Origin of the sequence: Bacillus sp. FSL K6-0994, from assembly GCF_038630815.1 — a bacterium.
GTDB lineage: Bacteria > Bacillota > Bacilli > Bacillales > Bacillaceae > Bacillus > Bacillus safensis.
Window position 1 is genome coordinate 882,062 of the sequence record NZ_CP152043.1, and the last position, 25,937, is coordinate 907,998.

The 25,937-nt window shown below is 42.5% G+C and carries 22 protein-coding genes; 18 read left to right on the top strand and 4 right to left on the bottom strand.

Features of this window, described 5'->3' with window-relative positions:
* The first annotated feature begins 19 nt into the window (after positions 1–19).
* Positions 20–2,923: a 5'-nucleotidase C-terminal domain-containing protein gene (locus MHB69_RS04510; protein ID WP_342496040.1), complete on the top strand. Its 2,904-nt coding sequence runs from the start codon at positions 20–22 to the stop codon at positions 2,921–2,923.
* Positions 2,924–2,968: 45 nt separating this feature from the next.
* Entirely contained in the window at positions 2,969–3,535 is a 567-nt protein-coding gene (locus tag MHB69_RS04515) for a class D sortase (RefSeq protein WP_034282287.1), read from the top strand.
* Positions 3,536–3,572: 37 nt separating this feature from the next.
* On the opposite strand, the gene MHB69_RS04520 is transcribed toward MHB69_RS04515, so the two are convergent.
* The gene (locus MHB69_RS04520) at positions 3,573–4,481 is read right to left on the bottom strand and encodes an RluA family pseudouridine synthase (RefSeq protein WP_342489325.1); all 909 of its coding nucleotides are present in this window, start codon (positions 4,479–4,481) and stop codon (positions 3,573–3,575) included.
* A gap of 109 nt (positions 4,482–4,590) precedes the next feature.
* Here MHB69_RS04520 and MHB69_RS04525 point away from each other — a divergent pair, with 109 nt between their 5' ends.
* The 14 genes from MHB69_RS04525 (at position 4,591) to MHB69_RS04590 (ending at position 21,189) form a co-directional block, all read left to right on the top strand.
* Complete coding sequence (locus tag MHB69_RS04525; protein ID WP_342496041.1) at positions 4,591–4,938, top strand: DUF5365 family protein; 348 nt, start codon at positions 4,591–4,593, stop codon at positions 4,936–4,938.
* Positions 4,939–5,248: 310 nt separating this feature from the next.
* A complete protein-coding gene (locus tag MHB69_RS04530; RefSeq protein WP_034282284.1) occupies positions 5,249–5,914 on the top strand; it encodes an HAD family hydrolase in 666 nt (221 codons plus the stop codon).
* Positions 5,915–5,929: 15 nt separating this feature from the next.
* Positions 5,930–7,468, top strand: coding sequence for a bifunctional GNAT family N-acetyltransferase/carbon-nitrogen hydrolase family protein (locus tag MHB69_RS04535; RefSeq protein WP_034282283.1), 1,539 nt, complete (start codon positions 5,930–5,932; stop codon positions 7,466–7,468).
* Between the two features lie 128 nt (positions 7,469–7,596).
* On the top strand, positions 7,597–8,013 hold the full coding sequence (locus tag MHB69_RS04540; protein WP_342496042.1) for a VOC family protein: 417 nt from the start codon (positions 7,597–7,599) through the stop codon (positions 8,011–8,013).
* Between the two features lie 80 nt (positions 8,014–8,093).
* Complete coding sequence (locus tag MHB69_RS04545; protein WP_034282279.1) at positions 8,094–9,011, top strand: AEC family transporter; 918 nt, start codon at positions 8,094–8,096, stop codon at positions 9,009–9,011.
* A gap of 33 nt (positions 9,012–9,044) precedes the next feature.
* Positions 9,045–10,637: a PucR family transcriptional regulator ligand-binding domain-containing protein gene (locus MHB69_RS04550; protein WP_342496043.1), complete on the top strand. Its 1,593-nt coding sequence runs from the start codon at positions 9,045–9,047 to the stop codon at positions 10,635–10,637.
* Positions 10,638–10,892: 255 nt separating this feature from the next.
* Positions 10,893–12,233, top strand: a complete 1,341-nt coding sequence (locus MHB69_RS04555) for an aspartate aminotransferase family protein (protein ID WP_034282275.1) — start codon at positions 10,893–10,895, stop codon at positions 12,231–12,233.
* Between the two features lie 166 nt (positions 12,234–12,399).
* Positions 12,400–12,957: a glycerol-3-phosphate responsive antiterminator gene (locus MHB69_RS04560; protein ID WP_024425304.1), complete on the top strand. Its 558-nt coding sequence runs from the start codon at positions 12,400–12,402 to the stop codon at positions 12,955–12,957.
* A gap of 215 nt (positions 12,958–13,172) precedes the next feature.
* Positions 13,173–13,988: an MIP/aquaporin family protein gene (locus MHB69_RS04565; protein WP_024425303.1), complete on the top strand. Its 816-nt coding sequence runs from the start codon at positions 13,173–13,175 to the stop codon at positions 13,986–13,988.
* A gap of 15 nt (positions 13,989–14,003) precedes the next feature.
* A complete protein-coding gene (gene glpK, locus MHB69_RS04570; protein ID WP_034282273.1) occupies positions 14,004–15,500 on the top strand; it encodes a glycerol kinase GlpK in 1,497 nt (498 codons plus the stop codon).
* 139 nt (positions 15,501–15,639) lie between these two features.
* On the top strand, positions 15,640–17,301 hold the full coding sequence (gene glpD / locus MHB69_RS04575; RefSeq protein WP_034282271.1) for a glycerol-3-phosphate dehydrogenase: 1,662 nt from the start codon (positions 15,640–15,642) through the stop codon (positions 17,299–17,301).
* A 194-nt stretch (positions 17,302–17,495) separates the two neighbouring features.
* A complete protein-coding gene (locus tag MHB69_RS04580; RefSeq protein WP_342496044.1) occupies positions 17,496–19,241 on the top strand; it encodes a phospho-sugar mutase in 1,746 nt (581 codons plus the stop codon).
* Between the two features lie 155 nt (positions 19,242–19,396).
* Positions 19,397–20,542, top strand: coding sequence for a GAF domain-containing sensor histidine kinase (locus MHB69_RS04585; RefSeq protein WP_120207513.1), 1,146 nt, complete (start codon positions 19,397–19,399; stop codon positions 20,540–20,542).
* Positions 20,539–21,189, top strand: a complete 651-nt coding sequence (locus tag MHB69_RS04590) for a response regulator transcription factor (protein WP_268480431.1) — start codon at positions 20,539–20,541, stop codon at positions 21,187–21,189. Before MHB69_RS04585 ends, MHB69_RS04590 begins: the two co-directional genes overlap by 4 nt.
* Before the next feature lie 374 nt (positions 21,190–21,563).
* On the opposite strand, the gene MHB69_RS04595 is transcribed toward MHB69_RS04590, so the two are convergent.
* Positions 21,564–21,812, bottom strand: a complete 249-nt coding sequence (locus MHB69_RS04595) for a YhdB family protein (protein WP_024426598.1) — start codon at positions 21,810–21,812, stop codon at positions 21,564–21,566.
* A gap of 248 nt (positions 21,813–22,060) precedes the next feature.
* Here MHB69_RS04595 and MHB69_RS04600 point away from each other — a divergent pair, with 248 nt between their 5' ends.
* Positions 22,061–22,324, top strand: coding sequence for a YqzG/YhdC family protein (locus MHB69_RS04600; protein WP_224426432.1), 264 nt, complete (start codon positions 22,061–22,063; stop codon positions 22,322–22,324).
* A 110-nt stretch (positions 22,325–22,434) separates the two neighbouring features.
* Here MHB69_RS04600 and MHB69_RS04605 read toward each other — a convergent pair whose 3' ends face one another.
* A complete protein-coding gene (locus MHB69_RS04605) occupies positions 22,435–23,910 on the bottom strand; it encodes a catalase (protein WP_024426596.1) in 1,476 nt (491 codons plus the stop codon).
* Between the two features lie 159 nt (positions 23,911–24,069).
* On the bottom strand, positions 24,070–24,501 hold the full coding sequence (locus MHB69_RS04610) for an Rrf2 family transcriptional regulator (RefSeq protein ID WP_024425294.1): 432 nt from the start codon (positions 24,499–24,501) through the stop codon (positions 24,070–24,072).
* Between the two features lie 183 nt (positions 24,502–24,684).
* Here MHB69_RS04610 and MHB69_RS04615 point away from each other — a divergent pair, with 183 nt between their 5' ends.
* Positions 24,685–25,884: a globin domain-containing protein gene (locus tag MHB69_RS04615; protein ID WP_046310376.1), complete on the top strand. Its 1,200-nt coding sequence runs from the start codon at positions 24,685–24,687 to the stop codon at positions 25,882–25,884.
* Positions 25,885–25,937: the final 53 nt, after the last annotated feature.

The window sequence follows — 25,937 nt, forward strand, 5'->3', positions numbered from 1 at the left end:
CTCGGAAGGGGAGGGTCTAATGAAACGTGTTCGATCCATTCGTATGATCTGCTGTCTGGTTTTAGTGATCTTTAGTCTGCAATCCTTACTGCCTGGCATGATTACAGCAGAACAAGCCATTGCGTCTGAAAAGAAGGAAACGGTTTGGAACCAAAAGAAGCCAATGAAAATCAAGAAAGCCCGTCTGCTGATCGGAGAAACGGTGACGGTGAGTGGAATTGTGACAGCAGACCAATCGGCTATAGGCAATGGGAAACTGTCAACGTACATTCAAGACAAATCAGCAGGAATCAATATTTATTCAGTACAGCCCAACAACTTCCCAGAACTGAAAACAGGCATGAAGGTGACAGTAACGGGGAAGATCACGTCTTATAAAGGACTGATTGAAATTGTGCCGGATCGAGATGCCCTGAAGGTAGATGCTGTCAATCAAACCTTGCCAAAGCCAAAGCGAGTCTCACTGAAACAACTAGAAACGGATCAGGCACATAAACATGAAGGAAAACTTGTGAAGATCAAAGGCTATGTTGAATCAAAGCCAGAGCAGCCGGCTGGCGGTGGATATAATGTCGTGATTATTGATAAAAAATATCACAGCACCATCCTTAGAGTGATGGTGGATACAAGTGCCATTGATGAAGTAAAGACAGGGAAATGGTATGAGTTTACAGGAGTTTTAAGCAGATATGATACGCTGCAGGTGCTTCCAAGACACAAGGGTGATGTCAGTCTGCTGAAACGCCAGCCAAAGCCGCCAAAAATCAAGAAAGAATACGAGGCAACGGTTGACCGGGTAGTGGATGGTGATACGATTCATTTAAAGAAGCCTGTGCTTGGTACAACAAAGGTGCGCTTTGTGAATATGGACACGCCGGAAACGTACCATAAGCCAAAAAATGAATTAGATCAAAACCAGCTGCGTTTTGGACAGAAGGCGGCGGACTATTTAAATACTCTGCTCTCAAGCGGAGATAAAGTCACATTAAAGATTGGTCCTGAAGCGAAGGACGACTATGGACGTCTTTTAGCTCAAGTGAAAACCAAAAAAGGGGTCAATACGAATTTAGAGCTTGTGAAAAAAGGATATGCTCCTACGTATTTCATCTGGCCGATTGGAGATGAAAAGGACTATCAGATGTTCCAAAAAGCGGTCAAAGAGGCGAAAGAAAAAGGGCTGGGCATATGGAACGAAGCGGACCCGCTGCTGGAACAGCCGTTTGAATTTAGGGCACGTGAACAGAAAAAAGGACTGACACGCTACGTCGGTGATTCATCAGCGAAAACGTACGTATCGCCTGACAGCTGGAAAGAAATCGCTGTAGATAAACGCATCTTTTTTGCTTCAAAAGAAGAAGCAGAACAGGCTGGCTATCAGCCGGCAGAGGAAGCTGGGGAAGTCCCGTTAACCATTTTAAGCATGAATGATTTACACGGAAAAATTGATCAACAATACGAGCTGGATCTAAAAGGTGATGGCAATAAAGGAACGTACGGACGGATGGATTATGTGGCGGCTTATATGAAACAAAAACAAGCAGCACACAAAAATACGATCACAGTTCACGCCGGAGATATGATTGGCGGCAGCTCTCCAATATCGTCTCTTCTGCAGGATGAACCAACTGTTGAACTCATGGAGAACATTGGTTTTGATGTTGGCACGGTCGGCAACCATGAATTTGATGAAGGGGTGGACGAGCTATTACGGATCATAAATGGCGGAGATCATCCTAAAGGCACAAAGGGATATGACGGACAGAATTTTCCACTCGTTTGTGCAAACTGTGAATACAAGGATACAGGTAAACCACTTTTACCTGCTTATGAAATCATAGATGTCGAGGGAATTCCTGTAGCATTTATCGGTGTTGTGACAAAGTCAGCCGCAGGAATGGTGATGCCAGAAGGGATTAAAGACATTCAGTTTACAGATGAAGTCAAGGCCGTTAATGAAGCCGCGAAGGAATTAAAACAAAAAGGGATCAAAGCCATTGCGGTCTTAGCTCATATGACAGCCTCTCAAAATGGAGATACCATCACTGGAGAAAGTGCGAAGCTGGCCAAAGAAGGCGATGATGAAATTGATGTCATCTTTGCAGGGCATAATCACGAAGTGGTAAACGGAGAGGTCAATGGGAAATTAATTGTTCAAGCCTTTGAATATGGGAAGGCCGTTGGCGAAGTCAATGTAACACTTGACCGCAAAACGAAGGATATTGTCAAAAAGAGTGCAAATATCCAGTATGTAGATCAGTCTGGTATTGAAAAGGACAAGGAAGCAGCCGGCATCTTGGCTCATTACGGGAAAGAAGTTGAGCCGATTATTAGTGAGGTCGTTGGAGAAGCTGGTGTCAAAATGGAGGGCGGCTATTCAAATGATGGAGACACGCCGCTCGGTAATTTGATTGCTGATGGTATGAGGTATTCTATGAAAAGTGATTTTGCCATGATGAATGGCGGCGGCATCAGGCAAAACCTTGAAAAAGGGCCGATTACGTGGGGAGATCTGTTTAATATTCAGCCTTTTGGCAACGTCTTAGTTAAACTTGAGATTAAGGGGAAAGACTTGGCTGAGATCATTGAAGCGCAAATTTCTCCTCAATTTGGACCAGATTATAGCATTTCGGGTTTTTCATATTCCTATGATCCGGTAACATATAAAGTAGTCGACTTAAAGCTGCCAGATGGATCAGACGTTGCGCTCGATCAAACGTATACACTCACGGTGAATAACTTTATGGCAACTGCAACTGGCAGTAAGTATGCACCGATAGGAAGGCTGGGGAAAAATCCTGAAACAGGTCCAGAGGATTTAGAAGCCACTGTCGCTTTTGTGAAGAGCTTTGAAGGAGCTTCCATTGTGTATCAAAAAGAGGGACGCATTCAAAAAGCAAAACAAGAAGAAAAAGCAGCAAGCTAAAGAGCGTTTCATCTAAGGAAATGTAACAGGTAAAGGAGTTTAAGCATGAAAAAGTGGCTTGCACTTACTGTGATGACAGCAGGAATTGTCTTGCTCGGCTGGGGAATTTGGCAAATCGCCTCTACACACCTTCAAACAGCACAATCATTAGAAGCCGCGAAGAAAGCGGTAGCGGACGATCAAAGGATGTCAAAGAAGCAGTTTTCTCCTGAAGTGGGGAAAGCCTCTGGCATCCTGACGATTCCGAAATTAAAAGCAGACCTTCCCATTGTCGAAGGGACAGATGCGGATGATCTTGCCAAAGGAGTCGGGCATTACAAAGGCAGTTATTACCCTGATCAAAAGGGACAAATCGTCCTATCTGGCCATCGCGACACGGTATTTCGCCGAACAGGTGAGCTGGATATTGGGGATCAGCTGAAAATCACTGTGCCGTATGGTGAGTTTCTTTATGAAATCACACATACGAAAATCGTGGATCAGCATGATACATCCATTATTACTTTGCAGAATGAAAAAGAAGAGCTCGTGTTAACGACATGCTATCCATTTCATTTCGTCGGCAATGCACCAGAGCGATATATTATTTATGCAAAAAGAGCATCTGTCTAATGAAGAAAGAGCCTGCATTTAATCAGCAGGCTCTTTTTTAATGAATGATCTCGTCCATGAGCTGAGCCATATCTGGTGGAAGCGGCGCTTCTATGCTCAGATGCTCACCTGTAAAAGGATGTGTCATGTCTACTTGTTTGGCGTGAAGAGCGCATCTGTTGATATAAGCGCGAGCACCGCCATAAAGTGAATCCCCGGCTAAAGGATGCCCAAGACTGCTAAGATGGACACGAATTTGATGTGTTCTTCCGGTCTCTAATTGCAGCTTAACGGCTGTCATTTGCAGGCGTTTATTGGTGTCCATAACCTGAAAATGAGTCACAGCACTTTGACCAGTAGGAGAGATTCTTCGTCTGACGGCATGATGCTTGTCACGTCCGATCGCTGCATCGATCGTGCCTTTCTTTTTCTTGAAAAGTCCTTCTGCGATAGCGATGTAAGTTCGGGTGATCGTTTTTTTAGAAAGCATTTGATCAAGCACAGCATGAGCTAATCTGTGTTTAGCAAAAATGACCGTGCCGCTTGTGTCTTGATCGAGTCTGTGAATATGTCTCACTCGCTTTTCCTCGCCATTTGCTTGAAAATGAAAGGCCACAAGGTTTGCCAGTGTGCCCGTTTGTCCCTTTTCATTCGGGTGCGTTGGCCGTCCAGCGGGCTTTTGCACAATCAATAAGTGCTCGTCCTCAAAGAGCACCTCTAATTCACCATATTCTGGCGTCACATCACTTTCTTCCGTTTCAAATAAATCGATCAGGATGTGATCGCCTGTACTGACTTTTGCCGCGTGATGGGCAGGCTTTTGATTTAAACGTATTTTTTGATGCTCCATCCAAAAATGGATAATCGGTTTTGAGGCCGATACGGCAGTTTTTAAAAACTGACTAAGTGAAGTGTCATGATGCTGCTCACCTGCTTTTAGTGAGAGCGTGTGCCCGTTAATATTCATAATATCCGTTCCTCTCTTTGGGTATATATAGGAAACACTTACCTTGGCGAACGCCTTTTTTTCTGTGCTATTCTGAATGGAGAACTAACGACAGAGAGGTAGATGCCACGTGAGAATAATGAAAGCTGCTACAGACCTGCAAGAGCAGGCAATTGAAGAAATATCAAAGGATGTTGAAGATCTTCTATCCCATGCTGTCGGTGAAAACCCAGTTGCGCGTCAACAAGAACGCCCGCTGACCTTTGTTGAAGGGGTTTATAACGGAACGATGGACGATGCTTTTCGTATTTTATCGGGACTTCAGCTATTACATACCATTATTGTAAAACCTAAACGCCATATGACAAAGCGTGATCGTGAGCTATTCGAGCGAAACCGTGAGCAGGTCAATGCATGCGGCTTTTCTTTTCCGTTTGATTTAGACGATTTTGCCAGCCGCCGCCTTCAAAATGCGTAAAAGTTGGTGTGAACTTCCTTGTTAACTTACAAGGCTGCCGCACATACTATTTTTAAGGGAACGGAGAAACCTTTAGATCTGTAATACCAAACCCGCTCTTTTTCAACATTGCCTATTTCTCCACGAATCGGAGCGCTTGGACCTCTTGCAGAATAAACCGAACACGGGTAGGAGCCTGACAAAATGGTACAGGCTCCTTTTATACATAATTATTTTAGCAGACATTCATCTTTGAAAGTCAATTTTATTCACGATATGATAGCATTGAGTATCATATTAAAGACTTTCGTAAAAAAAAGGAGTGGCCTCGTTGGTAAAGGCGATTATATTTGATTTTGACGGATTAATTTTAGATACAGAAACACATGAATATGAAGTTTTACAAGAAATGTTTGCGGAGCATGAGTCGGAACTGCCTCTTTCTGTATGGGGCAACGTCATCGGGACGCAGGCGGGCTTTAAGCCTTTTGAATACTTAGAAAAGCAGCTAGGAAAGACGCTCGATCATGAGGCACTCACAGCGGACCGGCGTTCTCGTTTTCAAAAGAGAATGAAGGATGAATCAGCACGACCTGGCGTAGAAGCTTATTTACAGGCAGCGAAGGAGCTTGGAATCAAGATTGGACTTGCTTCCAGCTCAGACTATAAATGGGTGTCTGATCACCTGAAGCAAATTGGTCTTTTCGATTACTTTGAATGTATCCGTACGTCAGATGATGTGGAAGAAGTCAAACCTCATCCAGAGCTTTATTTGCAAACCGCAAGCTGCTTAGGTGTAGAGCCAAAGGATTGTGTGGCATTTGAGGATTCAGTGAATGGATCAATTGCTGCCAAACGTGCAGGCATGAAATGCGTCATCGTCCCAAACAAAGTGACGAGCACGCTGCAGTTTGAAGAATATGATGTCAGATTAGAATCCATGGCTGAAATCGAATTGCTCCAGCTATTCCATCAGCTTGAAAAAGAGGATCAGTAAGGGGGCAAAAACATCATGGCAGAAAAACTCGATTTAACGCGGTTTGAAAAAAGAATGGTGATCCGTAATATCCGGGAAGAAGATATTGACCGAATCATCGCCTTGCAGGAGGTATGCTTTCCGGGCATGGACCCTTGGAAACGAGAGCACCTTGAAAGCCATCTTGAGCATTTCCCAGAAGGTCAGTTTTGTGCTGAATTTGAGGGGGAAATCATTGGCTCTTGTTCAAGTTTATTAATTAACTTTGATGAATACGATGACCGTCATACTTGGCAGGACATCACAGATGATGGGTACATCACTAACCATAATCCAGATGGGATGAATATGTATGGAATTGAAGTGATGGTTAGTCCTGAATACCGCCGCATGAAAATTGGCCATCGTTTGTATGAAGCAAGAAAAGACTTAGCGAGAAGATTAAATTTAAAAAGCATCATCATTGGCGGACGCATCCCGAATTATCATAAATACCAAGAGGAAATGACGCCTCGTCAATATGTGGAGCAGGTCATGCTTCACCAAATTTATGATCCTGTTTTATCTTTTCAGCTGTTAAATGAATTCAGCCTCATGCGGATCAACCCGAATTACTTGCCGGATGATAAGGCATCGAGCACATATGCGACGTTAATGGAATGGAATAATGTTGATTATCGTCCGCAATCGAAAAGATTTTATAAATCGGCGTTCCCAGTTCGCATTTGCGTCATTCAATATGCGATGAAACAAATTCATTCCTTCGAGGAATTTATGAATCAGGTGGAGTATTATGTTGATGTCGCATCAGATGCGTCAGCTGACTTTGCCGTATTCCCAGAAATTTTTACAACGCAGCTCATGTCTTACTTAGAGGAGCGCTCCCCAAGTCTTGCAGTTCAGCGGATCACGGAATATACCGAGGATTACATTAATTTGTTTACAGACCTTTCTGTGAAGTACAACATTAACATCATCGGCGGATCACATTTCGTTGAAGAGGAAGGGAAAATCTACAATATCGCTTATTTATTTAGACGTGATGGAACAATTGAAAAGCAATATAAGCTCCATATCACACCGAATGAAAGAAAATGGTGGGGGATTTCAGCAGGTGATCAGGTTCGGGTATTTGATACAGACTGCGGTAAAATTGCGATCCAAATTTGCTACGATATTGAATTTCCAGAGCTTGCTCGGATTGCAGCTGATAAAGGAGCGAAAATTATTTTTACACCGTTCTGTACAGAAGACCGTCAAGGCTATTTAAGAGTGCGTTACTGTGCACAGGCTAGAGCGGTTGAAAATCAGATTTATACCGTGATTTCAGGAACTGTCGGAAACCTTCCGCAAACCGAAAATATGGATGTCCAATATGCACAATCAGCGATTTTTGCCCCATCTGACTTTGAATTTGCAAGAGATGGAATTGTAGGAGAGTGTAATCCGAATATAGAAATGGTTGTCGTTGGCGATGTCGATTTAGAAATTTTAAGAAGACAGCGGCAAGATGGAACGGTACGTCAGCTCAAAGACCGAAGAAGAGACGTGTACCATATTGAATATAAGAAATAATGAAAGGAAGCGCCTATTGTTGAGGCGCTTCTTTTTGATGACATCAGATTTTTTCAATTGACAAAGGGATGCCGGAGCAAAATCTGAATATACTGAAAGGAGATCATGTGTTCAAAAAGGAGAGGAACATGGGACGACAAGCTAAACATTTGTATATCAATTTGCCGGTAAATCATGTGAAGGAATCTATCGCTTTTTTTGAGCGGCTGGGTTTTGACTTTGAGCAGCAGTTCACGAATGATCAGGCGGCCTGTTTGGTCATTGATGACACGATCGCCGTCATGCTGTTATCTCTTAGGCATTTTCAATCCATTTCAGAGAAACAATTAGTGGATGCAAAAAAAGCATCAGAGGTGATAATCTCTATGCGCGTTCATTCACGGGAAGAGGTCGATGAGCTGGTGGAGCAGGCGATGGCAGCAGGCGGGTCACCGTTTAAGGAAAAGCAGGATCATGGGTACATGTATGGCTGGAGCTTTCAGGATCTTGATGGTCATTTGTGGGAAGTGTTCTATTTGGATGAAGAGAGAAGCGGCCTTTCATAAGGGTGCTTCTTTTTTATTGTTTAGCAGTGGTATGATTATGAGGAAGAATAGGAATTCATCTAGAGAAAAGTAGGTGCAGCATGGAGTTTTTAATTGTCTTACTGCCAGTGTTCGGTATCTTTCTTATCGGGTATATTGGGCAGAAGGCCATTGGTTTTGACATACATACGCTCTCATCAATGTCTTTATATTTAATGTCACCATTTCTTGCGTTTGAAACCTTTTATCAAAACAAAGTATCGATGGACTATGTGTACCTATCTATTTTTGTCGTCGGACTTTGTCTTTCACTTGTTTTATGCGTTTTTATTTTATCTCGTATTTATGGTTATTCGAATGAAATGTATTGTGCCATGATTCTGTCGTCAGCATTTATGAACAATGGGAATTACGGCACACCCGTTGTCCTGCTTGTCTTCGGAGCTGCTGGTTTAGATATTGCCATCGTTTTAATGGTACTGCAGCAGCTTGTCATGAGTACAATCGGTATGTATTATGCAGCAAAGGGCGGAGAGGATGCAGGAGATGGAAAGGTTGTGCTGAAAAAAGTACTGCGTATGCCTGTTGCATATGGGGCACTCCTCGGGCTATTATTTCAGCTGCTTGATCTTTCATTACCTAAAGAGGTGATGACGGGTGTCCAGCTTGTGGGGGATGCCGCCATACCGACGATTATGCTTATTTTAGGCATGCAGCTCGCCGTCATTTCTTTTAAGCAAGTGGATTATCGAAATATTTCTTATGCTGTATTGCTGAAGCTGTTTATCTCACCTCTCATCGCATTTGGTTTTACGCTCATTTTACCGGTAGATGATTTGGTGAAACAAATTATGATCTTAGTTGCAGCCATGCCGACAGCAGCAAATACCACGCTGATGGCTGTACAATTTCGAACGAAGCCTGAGTTTGTCTCAAGCACGACATTTCTCAGTACCGTTTTAAGCATCGTGACATTACCAGTTTTATTATGGATTTTATCTATGCACCCTCTGGGATAGGGGATAGGCGGCAAAACAAAGGGGGACATATCAATGAATGCAGATGTTCATTTTCAAGTGAGTGATGTGTTGAAAACAAAGTATTTTGCCCATGCAAAAGTGTTAGCAGGAGAAAAGGGATTGTTTCGGCAGGTCAAATGGGTCCATGTGCTAGAAGTGCCTGCTGTAGAAGATTTGTTAAATGGGGGAGAGCTCATACTAACAACAGCCGCAGGCTTTCATGATCAATTGGATGTGTTTCAAGCATTTTTAAAACAGCTGATCGATTCTGGTGCGGCAGGCTTGTGTATTGAATTTGTTCCGCTCAGATTCGATGTGCCGGAAGAACTGATTGCGTATGCAGAAGAAAGAGATTTTCCGCTGATTCTGTTTACAAAAGAAGTGAAATTCGTCAACATTACACAGCATCTCCATACGAGGATGATTGAACGCCAGTATCAAATGATGGCTGATTTAGAAGCACTGTCATCAAAGCTGAATGAGCTTTTATTGACTCCCCATCCGCAGATGGATATTTTGGATCAAGTGTATCAGCACGTAAGGGGCATTCTTTTACTCATTCCTGTTCAGGGGGAGCCGATTATTTTATGTGATTCCTCTAAACAAACCGAAGAGCTGGTCATGAATTATTTACAGTTTGCTTCCTTGCCAAAAGGATATGAAGTGACCAAAAAAGAAGTGCTTGCACTCAAGCAGACATTTGCAGACCTTGTGCTCATTCATCAAACAAACACACTCTCAGAATTCGAACTGCTCGTTATGGATAAAGGAGCAAATGCTCTTGCCCAGCAAACGCTAAGAGAGCTTTATACAGAAGAATTGAAGAAGACAAAAGAGAACGAATGGCTGCAAAAATGGTTCCAAGAAGAGCATTCAGAAAGAGATATTTTAGAGCATCTTGAAGAAACAGAAGGATTGAAAAAACCAACCGGCTGTGTGGTCATGCTCTTTCAAAAGAATCATCAAATCGAAGAAATTGCAGGAAATCTTTATTTTCTCGTATCGTGCCGCTCCATCATTCAGCGAGCAGGTTTCCACTTGATTCCGTATGAGCATCAAGGACAAACCTTGTTTATTTTATTGAACACGAGAAAGAAGGAGGACTGGAAAGAGCGTGCAGAGAAGGCGGCAGCTGACATCAAACAATTGTATGATCGGGAGCAGCCACGAGGAACTGTGATCAATTTTGGCATCGGTCCATATTGTGAACAGTTTCAGCATATGAGAAAAAGCTTTCAGGCAGCCAAGGAAGTGCTGCATATAAAGAAAGTGATGCCCCAGCGGGTTGAAAGCCCATTTTATCAAGATTTGCATATGCTCCGTCTTATGCCTGTCATGCAGGAAAGCGGACTGCTTGAATGTATGGTGAAAGAGTATTTGGAGCCTGTGATTTTATATGATAAGCAAAATAGCGGAAGACTCTATCAAACGCTGAATATCTTTTTACAGACAAACGGTTCTAAAAAGGAAACTGCAAGCCGGCTCTATATTGTCAGGCAGACCCTTTATCATAGACTCGATAAACTGCATGCATTGCTTGGTGAGGATATGATGCAGGCACCGAAACGACAGGCGCTTGAATTTGCGATTCTTGCATATGAATTCCTGCAAGGAAATCGTCGTTAACAACGTATGTTAGATTTGCTAAGGCAACCGAGTAGAGTGTCTTATGGTTCTTTTCAATCAGTTGACGATCTGTCTAATGTAATCAGCCCGTCCCCTTTTTTATAATGAAAGTAACGATTGGTTCTCTCTTACGGGCGGCCTAGTTTCAGTTTCATATGCCTCCCTTTTCATCCATATAATGAATGGAGAGGCAGTGTGCTGCTGAACCGGTCTAAGCTTCTTTAATGATGAAAACGGATACATGGGGGCGGGAAGATGAAAATACATGAGCAGGCTCAAAATCTTCAGGCGAAAGATGATCAGTTGATCTGGCACCATATGAAAGGGACAAACAAGGAAAATGAAAGCATGGTCATTCACGAGGCAGAAGGCGCATGGGTGACTGATATTCATGGGAATCGATATTTAGACGGGATGTCAGGTCTTTGGTGTGTAAATGCCGGTTATGGCAGAAAAGAGCTGGCAGAAGCTTCATATAAGCAGCTAAATACAATGCCTTACTATCCGCTGACGCAAAGCCATGTGCCAGCGATTCAGCTGGCTGAAAAGCTAAATGAATGGCTTGGCGGGGACTATGTCATCTTCTTTTCTAACAGCGGTTCTGAAGCCAATGAAGCCGCATTTAAGATCGCCAAACAATATCATGCGCAAAAAGAAGAGAGCACAAGAACAAAGTTCATCTCCAGGTATCGGTCGTATCACGGCAATACAGCAGCAGCCCTTGCCGCAACGGGGCAGGCGCAGCGTAAATATAAATATGAACCATTAGGTCAAGGCTTTATCCATGTCGCACCGCCTGATATGTATCGTCATCCTGAGGATCAAGATACATTGGCAAGTGCAGCGGCAATCGATCAAGCCATGACGTGGGAACTAAGTGAGACCATTGCTGGGGTCATTATGGAGCCGATTATTACAGGCGGCGGTATCTTAATGCCTCCGAAAGGGTATTTGAAGAAGGTCAAAGACATCTGTGAGGCTCATGGAGCGCTTCTCATTGTGGATGAAGTCATCTGCGGATTTGGCCGGACAGGGAAGCGGTTTGGTTTTATGCATGAGGAAGTAAAGCCGGACATTATCACAATGGCAAAAGGGATCACAAGCGGCTACTTACCTCTTTCTGCAACGTGCGTGAAACGAGAAATTTATGAAGCGTACGCAGGGGAAGATACGTATGACAGGCTGCGCCATGTAAATACATTTGGCGGTCACCCTGCTTCTTGTGCGGTTGCACTTGCCAACCTAGAGATCATGGAAAACGAGAAATTAGTAGAACGGTCTGACACGCTTGGGCAAGACATGCTCGAACGTTTGCAAGAGTTAAAAGAGCATCCATTTGTCGGTGATGTCAGAGGGAAAGGCCTGCTGTTTGGAATTGAGCTTGTCCAGGATCAACAGTCCAAAAAACCAGCTGATCCACAGGTTGTCGGTCAATTGATTGCTGAATGTAAAAAACGCGGACTGATCATCGGGAAAAATGGTGATACGGTTGCCGGCTATAATAACGTTGCCCAGCTTGCACCTCCGCTAAATATAACAGCCGAAGACGCTTCGTTTATTATCAACACGCTAAAAGAAAGCATGGCACAGTTATAGCAGAGAGATTTCTCTGCTTTTTTCTATGGAAAAAGCACATACATAGATCCAGTAAGATGCTGCTAGGTGAAATCGGCATTGGATACACTAGGTGTATTGAAAAATAGAAGATATTCTATTACTGTTAGGAGAAGACTGAACCAATACACTTAGAAGGAGACGGCATATGAGTTTTCATGATCAACCCATTCTACCTGCTGTTCGCAATATGAAGCAATTTGAGGAATTTTTAAAAAGTCCATTTACATATGGGGTCTTACTTGATGTCCATTTAGGCCGGCTAAAGGGCATCATGAATGAGGCAAATGCTCATCATAAAAAAATGTTTGTTCATGTCGATCTCATTCATGGGATCAAACATGATGAGTATGGAACGGAATTTATTTGTCAGGAAATGAAGCCGGCAGGAATTATTTCTACTAGGTCTTCTGTCATAGTAAAAGCCAAGCAAAAGAAGGTATATGCCATTCAGCGAATGTTTTTACTTGATACAAGTGCCATGGAAAAAAGTATGGAGTTCGTAGGGAAACATCGCCCAGATTTTATTGAAGTATTGCCAGGGGTTGTGCCGGATTTAATTACAGAAGTGCGCGAGCGAGCTGGTATTCCAATATTTGCAGGCGGGTTTATCCGCACAAAAGAAGATGTAGAAAGAGCACTTGAAGCAGGAGCTACAGCTGTGACAACATCGAATACAGCCCTTTGGAAAGCGTTCCAAAAGTGAAAAAGATAAAATGTGAAAATTGATTGACAACGTTTTCATCCTCTGATACTATAGCACTAAGTTAATATCATGTGATGGAGAAACGGAGATCCACAACAGCGCTTTACTAGGTGACAAATGACCCTGATGTAAAGTATGTTTGTTGTGGATCTTTTTTCTTTATCTTTTTTTACACATTCATAGGGGATGGCAACTGAACCAGAGGAGGAATTTTCATGACACCATTTTGGGGTGAAGTCGTAGGTACAATGCTTCTCATTATTTTTGGAGGCGGTGTATGTGCGGCAGTCAATTTAAAGAAATCGCTCGCATATCAGTCCGGCTGGATTGTAATCGCTTTCGGATGGGGATTTGCAGTAGCCATAGCAGCTTATGCAACAGGTGGAATCAGCGGAGCGCATTTGAATCCAGCACTAACAATTGGTCTTGCGCTTGAAGGAAGTTTTCCTTGGGCTGATGTACCAATGTATATTGCCGGTCAAATGCTTGGCGCATTAATAGGAGCTATTATTGTCTTTTTACATTACTTACCGCACTGGAAAGCAACAGACGATCCAGGTGCAAAGCTGGGTGTATTCTCAACTGGTCCTGCGATTCCGCATACTTTTGCAAACGTACTTAGTGAAGTCATCGGTACATTTGTATTGGTTCTAGGAATCTTAGCGATTGGTGCAAATAAATTCGCAGACGGAATCAATCCGCTGATTGTTGGATTCTTAATTGTGGCAATTGGTCTTTCATTAGGCGGAACAACTGGTTATGCAATCAATCCTGCACGTGATTTAGGTCCGAGAATTGCACATGCGATTCTGCCGATTCCAGGTAAAGGTCCATCGAATTGGAAGTATGCTTGGGTGCCAGTCGTTGGTCCAATTTTAGGCGGCGCATTTGGCGGTGTTTTCTACAATGCAGCCTTTAAAGCGAACATCACTCCAGCCTTTTGGATTGTAAGCGTTATTTTAGTTGTGGTATTGTTAGGACTCTATGTCTCTACGAAAAATCAAACAAATGCTGTAAATGAAAGTATGTAAGGGGAGGAAAACATCATGGCAAAAGAAAAATATATTCTCGCTTTAGATCAAGGGACAACAAGCTCAAGAGCGATCTTATTTGATCAAGAAGGCAAAATTGCTCATACAGCTCAGAAGGAATTTAATCAATATTTTCCGAACCCAGGCTGGGTAGAACATAATGCAAATGAAATTTGGAGCTCTGTTCTATCCGTCATTTCAACTGCTTTAATTGAATCAGGCATTGAAGCAGATCAAATCGCCGGTATCGGAATTACGAACCAGCGTGAGACAGCAGTTGTTTGGGATAAACATACAGGCGCACCCGTTTATAATGCAATTGTTTGGCAGTCTAGACAAACGTCTGGCATTTGTGAAGAGTTAAAAGCGCAAGGACACAATGAAACGTTTAGAAATAAAACGGGTCTTCTCATTGATGCTTATTTCTCAGGGACAAAAGTAAAATGGATTTTAGATAATGTAGAAGGTGCTCGTGAGAAAGCAGAAAATGGCGACTTGCTGTTTGGCACAATTGATACATGGCTCATTTGGAAGATGACAGGCGGTCAATCACACGTCACAGATTACTCCAACGCGTCAAGAACATTAATGTTCAACATTTACGATCTGAAATGGGATGAAGAATTACTTGATATTCTTGGCGTACCTGCTTCTATGCTTCCAGAGGTGAAACCATCCTCACACATCTATGGTGAAACAACAGACTATCACTTCTTCGGCAGAAATATCCCGATTGCAGGAGCGGCGGGAGACCAGCAGTCTGCACTATTCGGTCAGGCTTGCTTTGAAGAAGGAATGGCGAAGAACACGTATGGTACAGGATGTTTCATGTTGATGAATACAGGGGAAAAAGCAATTAAGTCGGATCATGGTTTATTAACGACAATTGCATGGGGCATTGACGGTAAAGTTGAATATGCTTTAGAGGGAAGTATTTTCGTAGCTGGTTCAGCGATTCAGTGGCTGCGCGACGGACTGAGAATGTTTAAAGACTCAAAAGACAGCGAAGCCTATGCAAAGCGCGTTGAGTCAACAGAGGGCGTATATGTCGTTCCAGCATTCGTTGGTCTAGGCACACCATACTGGGACAGTGATGTCAGAGGCGCTGTATTCGGATTAACACGGGGTACTTCTAAAGAGCACTTTGTCCGTGCAACGTTAGAATCACTTGCTTATCAAACGAAGGATGTTTTAGATGCGATGGAAAAGGATTCAAACATCTCATTAAAAACGTTGCGTGTGGATGGCGGAGCTGTAAAGAATGATTTCTTAATGGGCTTCCAAAGTGATTTGCTGGATGTACCAGTAGAGCGTCCAGAAATTAATGAAACGACGGCACTCGGTGCGGCCTATCTTGCGGGAATAGCAGTTGGCTTCTGGAACGACCGTTCAGACATTGCAAAACAATGGAACCTTGACAAGCGCTTTGACCCTAAAATGGAAGAGGACAGCCGCGACTCGTTATACAGCGGGTGGAAAAAGGCTGTAAAAGCAGCTCAAGCTTTCAAATAAACCAAAAGTATGGTATACTTCAAGTAAGTTAATAGAACGGTTGGAGAACTGGAGAGACCGCAGGCACCGAAGTGTAGAAATACGCTTTGGGTGTTTGCGGTCTCTTTTTCTTTACCGTACAACATGGGAGGAACAAGAGATGACTTTTTCTAGCTTAGAAAGAGAACAAATGCTGCAGGAAATGACAAAAAAACCATATGATGTGTTTATCATTGGTGGGGGTATAACAGGCGCTGGTACAGCACTTGACGCGGCTTCACGCGGAATGCGTGTCGGTCTTGCAGAAATGCAGGATTTCGCAGCAGGTACGTCTAGCCGCTCAACGAAACTAGTGCACGGCGGACTTCGTTATTTAAAACAATTTGAAGTGAAAATGGTCGCAGAGGTCGGTAAAGAGCGTGCCATTGTATACGAAAATGGTCCTCATGTCACAACGCCAGAATGGATGCTTCTTCCGATGCATAAAGGCGGGACATTTGGTAAGTTTTCAACCTCTATTGGGCTTAGAGTGTATGACTTTTTAGCTGGCGTAAAGCATAGCGAACGCAGAAGCATGCTAAGTGCAAAAGAAACACTTGAAAAAGAACCGCTTGTCAAAAAGGACGGCTTAAAAGGCGGCGGCTACTATGTTGAATACCGTACAGATGATGCACGCCTCACAATCGAAGTCATGAAAGAGGCTGTGAAATTTGGAGCGGAGGCGGTCAACTATGCGAAAGTAAAAGAATTTATTTATGATAAAGGCAAAGTGGTTGGTGTTGTCATTGAAGATGTCATGACACAGAAAACCTACGATGTGTATGCGAAGAAGATCGTCAATGCGACAGGTCCATGGGTAGATCAGCTGAGAGACAAGGACCACTCAAAAGAAGGAAAACACTTACAGCATACAAAAGGAATTCACTTAGTATTTGACCAATCGGTCTTCCCATTAAAACAAGCGATTTACTTTGACACACCTGATAAACGTATGGTCTTTGCCATTCCAAGAGAAGGCAAAACGTACGTTGGAACAACAGATACAGTGTACAAAAAACAGCTGGAGCACCCGCGTATGACAAAGGCCGATCGTGACTATGTTATCCAAGCGATTCAGTACATGTTCCCTGATCTCAATATTACAGAAAAAGATGTAGAATCCAATTGGGCCGGTCTTCGTCCGCTCATTCATGAAGAGGGCAAGGATCCTTCAGAAATTTCTCGTAAAGATGAAGTGTGGACATCATCTTCAGGCTTAATCACCATTGCTGGCGGTAAATTAACAGGCTACCGTAAAATGGCTGAGCATATTGTCGATCTAGTACGTGATGGACTGAAACAGGAAACGGGCAAAGATTATGGACCATGTAAAACAAAACATATGCCAATTTCAGGCGGCCATGTAGGCGGATCTAAAAACATGGCAGCCTTTGTTCAAGCGAAAACAGCAGAAGGAGCATCTGTTGGTTTAACAGAACCGATTGCACAAAAACTAGCTGAAAAATATGGCTCAAATGTCAGCAGTCTCTTCAAACGTGTCGAGCAGCTTCAAGGGGAAGCAGACAAACGAAATATTCCAGCGTATGTACTGGCAGAGCTTGTCTATGCGATTGAAGAAGAATTAGCCGTTACTCCTGTTGACTTCTTCTTAAGAAGAACAGGAAGCCTATTATTTAATATCAATTGGGCAAAAAAATATGCACAGCCAGTCATCGATTATATGGCAGAACGTTTTGGCTGGGATGAAGCAGCAAAACAGAAATATCAAACAGAATTAGATCAACTATTCCATGAAGCAGTCGTACCGCTTGATGCTGAATAAAAAGAAGACAAAGGGCTAAAGCAAGATCATTTTAGCCCTTTGTCAAAAATCTGAAAGCCGATCATGTATCGGCTTTTTTTATTTGTGCAGCATTTTTTCCAACTGCTAATGATATAGCATGACATAAAGGATGATTCCATATAAAATAACAGTAGATGTTATTTTATTGATGATAAGAGCTGGGGAGGACGACCATGAGTTGGAAGACGAATTATGAGCGATGGATCAATGAGAAGCACCTGGATACTGAGCTAAGGGAATGGCTGGAGGCACATCAAGATGATCAACAAGCACTTGAAGACTGTTTCTACAAAAACCTTGAGTTCGGCACTGGAGGAATGCGCGGGGAGATTGGTGCAGGCACGAACCGAATGAATGTGTACACGGTTCGTAAAGCATCTGCAGGCCTTGCTGCGTATATTGCGAAACATGGAGAGGATGCAAAAAATAGAGGCGTCGGCATTGCATATGATTCACGCCATAAATCGCCTGAATTTGCAATGGAAGCAGCCAGAACACTTGCTTCACAGGGCATTCAAACGTACGTATTTAATGAATTGCGTCCGACACCAGAGCTCTCCTTTGCGGTTCGTGAGCTGCATGCATTTGCTGGAATCGTCGTGACAGCAAGTCATAATCCACCAGAATATAATGGCTATAAAGTGTATGGTGAAGATGGCGGGCAGCTGCCTCCATTTGAAGCAGATCAAGTCATTCAAGAAGTAGATGCAATTGAAAATGAACTGTCGATTTCAGTTGATTCTGAAGAAACGTTGAAACAGCAAGGGCTGATCAAAATAATCGGAGAAGAAATCGACCATGCTTATATTGAAAAATTAAAAACCATTAGTGTGCACCCTGAGCTGGCACATGAGGTCGATGTCAAAGTCGTGTTTACTCCGCTTCATGGGACAGCCAATCACCCTGTCAGAAACGGGCTGCAGGCTCTTGGATATCAGCATGTCACTGTTGTGCCTGAGCAGGAAAAACCAGATCCGCAATTCTCAACAGTGACCTCGCCGAATCCAGAGGAGCATGCAGCATTTGAGTACGCCATCAAGCTTGGTGAAAAACAAAATGCAGATATTCTCATTGCCACAGACCCAGACGCTGACAGGTTAGGTATTGCGGTCAGAGATCACGAAGGAGAATTTACTGTCTTAACAGGCAACCAGACAGGCGCCCTGCTGCTTCATTATTTATTGTCTGAAAAACAAAAGCTGGGTCAATTGCCGCCTCGTCCCGTTGTGATGAAAACCATTGTCACAAGTGAGCTTGGGCGCGCTGTAGCATCAGCTTTTGGTGCCGACACGATAGACACACTCACAGGCTTTAAATTTATTGGAGAAAAAATTAAGCAGTTTGAAAAGAGCGGAGAATACACGTTTCAATTCGGTTATGAAGAGAGCTATGGCTATTTAATTGGTGATTTTGCCCGAGATAAAGATGCGGTGCAAGCGGCACTTTTAGCCGTTGAAGTTGCTGCCTTCTATAAAAAGCAGGGCAAGTCCTTGTACGATGCGCTTGTCGATATTTTCAAGCAGTTTGGATTTTACCGGGAAGGATTAAAGTCGTTAACCTTAAAAGGAAAAGAAGGAGCAGAGCAGATTTCAGCGATCCTTCATACCTTTAGAACAAATCCGCCAGCTGCCATCGCAGGGCAGCGCATCACAGTGATTGAGGATTATCAATCAAGTCAAAGACAACTTGTGGCTGAAAAGAAAGAGGAAACCATTCACCTGCCAGCATCAAATGTGCTGAAATATTTCCTTGAGGATGGTTCGTGGTTCTGCTTAAGACCTTCCGGCACTGAGCCTAAAGTGAAATTTTATATTGCAGTCAAAGGCACGTCTTTAACAGATAGTGAAGAAAAGCTAAAGCATTTGTCAGAAGAAGTGATGAAAGTCGTTTATGATATTGTGGAAGAAACAGCGAAATAACGAAAGACAAGGCCATCGTGTATGAATGCATGATGGCCTTTTCTCAGCCAAAAGGATGAGAAGAAATCATTCTTTTGGAGAAAGAGCGACGAGGGGGCTCATGGTATAATGAGCGTAATGATAAGTGAAGGCTGCAAATGCCGGGGGTAAACAGTATGGGAGAATACCAAGAGAAGGTTGAAACATTAAAAACGTTAAAAGAAATTGCTGAAAAGCTAAATGAAGGCATGGAAATGAAAGAAACACTCCATGAAGTGCTCCATATGCTGATGGATGTCACAGGTTTTCATTCAGCATGGATTTATTTTATAGAAAAAGACGGGTCATATGAACTGATGGCAGAGGTTTCCTTACCTGAAGCACTCGCAAAGCATCAAAAGCAGCTCATGTGTCAAAATGATTGTTATTGCATCAACCGATACACAAAAGGCTCGCTGCAATCAGCCACCAATATTATTAACTGCAAACGGATTGAAACGGCAATTGAAGAAAAGCTCGGGGATACAGAAGGAATTACTCATCATGCAACCGTACCGCTAAAAGCGTGTAAGCGTACGTTCGGCTTATTAAATGTGGCGGCAAAAGGAAAAGTCACATTTACGCAAGAGGAGCTGAATTTGCTTGAAAGCATTGCACTTCAAATTGGCACCGCCATTCAGCGGATGAAGCTTGTGCAAAATGAACAGCAGCACGCACTTCTGGAAGAAAGAAACCGGCTCGCACAGGACTTGCATGATTCTGTCAACCAAATGCTGTTCTCTGTGAGTCTGACTGCTAAGGCTGCACGGCAAATGACAAGCGATCAACATCTAGGGGAAATGATTGATTTTATTCAGCATTTGTCTCAAGACGCTCTAATTGAAATGCGGTCACTCATTTGGCAGCTGAGACCAAGAGGCCTTGAAAAAGGGTTTACGACAGCAATTGAAGAGTATGCACAGCTTTTAGGATTACGCTGCACTTTATCTTTATCAGGCTGTATAGAAATGGACCATTCTCACAATGAAACTTTGTTTCGGGTATGTCAAGAAGCGCTCAATAACTGTCAAAAACATGCGGAAGTAGAAGAAGTCGAGGTCAAGCTTGAGCAATCAAAAGACACGTTGGAGATGAAAATCATTGACAACGGAAAAGGTTTTCAATATGACGAGCAGATGAGCCTTCTTTCACTTGGGCTGAAAGGGATGTCTGACCGCATCCGAAGAGCAGGTGGTACATTTTGTATCCATTCAGAGTTAGGTAAAGGGACTACGATTCATGTAAAAGTGCCATTTTCACAAGAAAGGAAGGGATCGTCATGAGAGTTGTCATTGCAGATGATCATCATATTGTGAGAAAAGGGCTTGTGTTTTTCTTGCAGACACAGTCTGATGTGGACATCGTTGGTGAGGCGTCCAATGGGCAAGAGGCATTAGAGGTTGTCAGAGAAACCCGGCCTGACATTGTCTTAATGGATTTGTCTATGCCTGTAATGAATGGCATTGAGGCAACGAAACAAATGACGCTGGAAATGCCGGACTCCCGCATTGTGATCCTGACAAGCTATGCGGATAAAGATTATGTCATTCCCGCCATTCAAGCAGGGGCGAAAGCCTATCAATTAAAGGATGTAGCACCAGAAAAGCTGCTTTCGACCATGATTGAAGTTCAAAATGACACCTACCAGTTAGATGGTCATATCACGACCTTTCTCGTGCAGCATCTGACAGAGCCAAAAGAGCAGAAATGGGCATTGATGAAAGAGCTCACCAATAGAGAGCGAGATGTCTTATTTGAGATTGCAAAAGGCAAAAGCAACAAAGAAATTGCCTCATCGCTGTTTATTTCTGAAAAAACTGTTAAAACGCACGTATCTCATGTATTATCAAAATTAGAGCTGGCAGATCGAACCCAAGCGGCTCTGTATGCAGTGGATTATCAAAAAAATCAGCCGAAAGAGCTGCTATGACAGAAGGAGATCTAGGCGTCATGCTAAAACTTTTAAGCGCACATTCAATTCAATGAATTGAATAAAAAAGAGAAGCATGAACAGTCTAATTTCTAATAGAAAAACCATAAAAGACTTGATGAGTGTATGCTCATCAAGTCTTTTTTTATTTTAAAGGAGGTGATGAACCGGTCAATCACAGGTGAATGTAAAATAGGAGGGGAACTAGTGGAGGCATATGAATTAGTAAGTGATTTTCGTCATGATGACAAATTAAAAGAGAACTTGAATAAGCTTGCGATCCATACATTATCTCTAACGCTTCCCATTACAGCGCACTGCTAATTGTATATAAAAGGGAAGGGCTAAAAAAAATTCATTTTAGCCCTTTTTCTTTATGTGTACATCGGTTGTGAATAAACTTCAGAAGCAGCAGCCTCTGAAGCATGATCAATGTACTGCAGGAGCCCATATAAACATTTTTCAACATCTGCATCGTTCCGGTTAAATTGATACGCATGTAAGAAATGCTCAATACGTTTCGAGAGCAAATCATCTTGCGTACGTACCATAAGAATAAGTAAATTATCCCATTGCGAGCGATGCGTATAATAAAGTGCTTTATCATAATCCGCCACATTCATTAAACCTTCTCCTTTCCCTTGAGAAGTCTTCATTAGTTTGCGCGGATCATATCGACTTTTTCAGGGGAAAAGTTGGTGTCCGCATCAATCGTGTACCGGGAATTATAGGCTGAATAATTGCTTCATGTATGAAAAAGGACCGGCCAGCTAAACCTAAACAAAACATATATGAAAGTGAGTTCAATGATATCATGCAGCCGAAATGGTGGATGCTTATTGCAGCAGGAATCGTTTTGCTTGGCAGTTTGATGATTCATCCTGCATCAAAAGCAGCAGTGCAGCCGTTTGAAAATTGGGAAAGACTTGCGTACACAGCGTTTAAAGATGAATATAAAGGTGCCGCTTTAAATGATTATCATTACATTGGCCGGACAGAAGTGAATGATGAGCAGACAAAAGATGTGTTTCGCGTCACTGTAAAGGAAGGATCAACTCGCTTTGCCGCACATGCAGAAATTTATTTTCATCCGGTGACTGGTCATTTGATTAGTATTAACGTGTTTCGACTATAAAGAAGTACCTTTTTTTGTAAAGGGTGCTCGAGGCGTTCAGTCAAAAAAGACAAGGGGCTAAAATAAAGATCATTTTAGCCCTTTGTCCAACAATTTTTTTCGAAATGGAATTATTTCATGCTACCTTGAAGATAAGCGCGAATATCCACACCAAGTGAATCTGCTAATCGCTGGCCGTAATCTTCATCGGCACGATAGAAGTTGCAGATTGCAAGTAATTTTGTTTGGTCATTCACATCTTTCAAATCAGCTGTTAGGTTTTTAATCAATGCTTGTTTCTCTTCTTCAGAGTAGCTTCGATATTTTTCTCCAGCTTGTTTGAAATCGTTCGGTTTTTCAATTTTTTGTCTCACCATACGGTCACCGTGAAGAACTGGCTCACTTTCTTTGTAGTGAGGGTTTTCTTTTGGCTGATCGGCATAACGGTTTGGTTCATAGTTAATATGACCGCTTGGACGAGTCGTTGTCATAAAGCCATCCTGCTGGTTATTGTGTACAGGTGCATAAGGGCAGTTAACCGGAATGCGCATGTAGTTCGCACCAAGTCGGTGGCGCTGCGTATCAGGATATGAGAACAGACGGCCTTGAAGCAGTTTATCTTCAGATGCCTCAATTCCTGGAACAAATGCACTTGGCGTGAAAGCAGACTGTTCTGTTTCAGCAAAGAAGTTTTCAGGATTGCGGTTGAGTGTCATGCGTCCTACTTTTTGAAGCGGGTAATCTTCCTCGCTCCACGTTTTTGTTGGGTCACATGGATCATAATCAAGTTCATCATAATCGCTAAGCGGCATAAGCTGAACATATAAGTCCCATGCTGGGAAGTTGCCTTTTTCAATGCGGTCATATAAATCTCTTGTCGCATGCTGGAAATCGTTTGCTTGAATTTCCGCTGCTTCTTCCATAGATAAGTTGCGAATACCTTCAGAAGGTCTCCAGTGATATTTTACATATTTTGCTTCGCCGTATTTATTCACCCATCTAAATGTATGCACACCAGAACCGCGCATTTCAGCATAGCTTGCAGGGATTCCTTCATCAGAGAAAAGCCATGTGAGCATATGAGTGGATTCAGGCGTTAAGGTCATAAAATCCCAATAACGGTCAGGATCTTGAATATTGGTTACAGGATCTGGCTTGAGAGAGTGAACCATATCAGGGAATTTCAATGCATCACGAATAAAGAAGATCGGCAAGTTGTTACCAACGAGATCATAGTTGCCTTCTTCTGTATAAAATTTGACAGCAAAGCCGCGCGGGTCACGCAATGTTTCAGGTGAACCTTTCGGATGAATAACGGTGGAGAAGCGAACAAAAACGTCTGTTTGTTTTCCTTCTTCACTTAAGAAGGCTGCTTTTGTATGTTTCTCCATGCTGTTTTCTACTTCAAACACACCGTAAGCGCCGGCGCCTCTTGCATGAACGACGCGCTCTGGAATACGTTCACGATCAAAGTGTGCGAGTTTTTCAATCAAATGGTAATCATCAAGAAAGGTAGGTCCGCGGTGACCAGCTGTTCTTGAGTTTTGGTTATCGCCAACAGGCACGCCTTGGTTCGTTGTCAAATTTTTATGATTTGAATTTGTCATTCTTTTCTCCTCCTGTAAACAAAAAAGTGTTTTCTAGCAATCTATATACCCTAATTATATTGAATCAAACATGATAGTCAATATTTATTTATAATAATTTTAAATAAATTATTATTACAAGAAGGTAAAGAAAAAGACGAAAGAATAAATTCTTTCGCCTTAAAGCAGGAGCTCTCTAAGAGCATCTTTGTTTTGTGTTAAATCGTTTAGTGTGTATCGGTCTAGAACGCTTAAATAAGCAGTGAGTGCTTCATGAAGTACATGCTTTAATGAACAAATTGGGGAGATAATGCAGCTGTTTTTCTTTGGATCAAAGCATTCAACCATGACTAAATCATCCTCTGTATAACGGACAACCTCTCCAATATTAATGCTTTCTGGGCTTTTTCCAAGCCTGATCCCGCCATTTCTTCCGCGAATCGTTTCCACATACCCGCGTTTTCCAAGATGATAAATCACCTTTGTCAGATGATTTTTAGAAATGCCATAAACATCGGCGATCTGCTGAATATTTGACAGTTCATTATTTTCTCTCGAAGCTAAATAAATGAGTACCCTTAATGAGAAATCTGTGTAATTCGTAAGTTTCATTTTGACGACCTCTAAACCTAATAGAGTTTTGTATCATCGTAACACATTTTAGACAAAAACTGTTCGAGAAAGTGTAAAATGTGACAACATTTAAAACATGTATTATAAATATTGCTTTTAGAGACTGTCATCCATTACGATAAAGATGTATTTAAAATACTTCTTTTGAAAGAAGGAATGACGATGTTATCTAAAGATCAAATGAATGCAATAAAGCAATCAGCTCCTCTACTAAAAGCCGAGGGAACCAAACTTGTCACTGTTTTTTATCAAAATATGATTCGCCAGCACCCAGAGCTGCTCAATCAATTTAATAAAACAAATCTGATGAACGGAAGTCAGCCAGAGGCACTTGCTGCGACACTATATCAAGCTGCACTGCACATTGATCGATTAGAAGAATTACTTCCTGCGGTCAAACAAATTGCCCATAAGCATGTCAGTGTCATGGTCAAAAAAGAACAATACCCAATTGTCGGATATCACCTGATTGAAGCGATGAAAGATGTGTTTGGCTTAAGAGAAGAAGATGCCACTTTATTAGCTTGGAAAGCTGCATATGACATCATTGCGAATATTTTCATTACCATAGAAGCAGAAATGATGGATGAAAATGTGAAACAGACAGGCGGATGGGCAGATGTGAAGCCGTTTGTGATTAAGAAAAAGAAGCAAGAATCTCCATCGCTTATCTCTTTTTATTTAGTACCAGAAGATGAATCAGAGCTGCCATTGTATCAAGCAGGCCAATACATTACGGTTCAGGCAGATATGCCAGGAGAAGCCTATATGTGCAGCAGACAATATAGCTTATCAGACGAGCATCATCCATCTTATTACCGTATTACAGTGAAGCGTGACGGTCATGTGTCTACATTTTTGCATGATGAAATGGAAGAAGGGGACGTTCTTCAAGTGAGTATGCCGCAGGGAATGTTCTGCTTGCAAGGAGACACAAAAGAGCCTGTTTATTTCATCAGTGCTGGGTCTGGTGTCACACCAATGATTGGTTTAGTGAAAACTGCCGCACAAAACAGTCAGACATTCACGATGATTCATGCAGATCGATTAGAGGATGTAAATGCTTTTGAAAATGAGTTTGAACGCGTTCTAGCTTCAGCTTCCCATGGGCGCATCATCCTATGTAACGAACAATTTGCGCAGTCTGGAAAGGGTGAGCTTGTTGAGAAAGCGTCTTCCCGCATTGACCGTCCATTTCTTCAATCGGTGATCGGAGAAGGGAAAGGCCAATTTTATCTATGCGGTTCCCCGGTGTTTACACAGGAGATCATTCATATTTTAAAAGAGCTTGGAATTCCATCGCGCAATATTCATTTCGAAGCATTTGGCGGGCAATCCACAAAAGAAATGGAAGTCGTCTAAACGGTTGGCGGAACATCATGTTTTTTTACATACGCTCATATAGTAGGGATAAG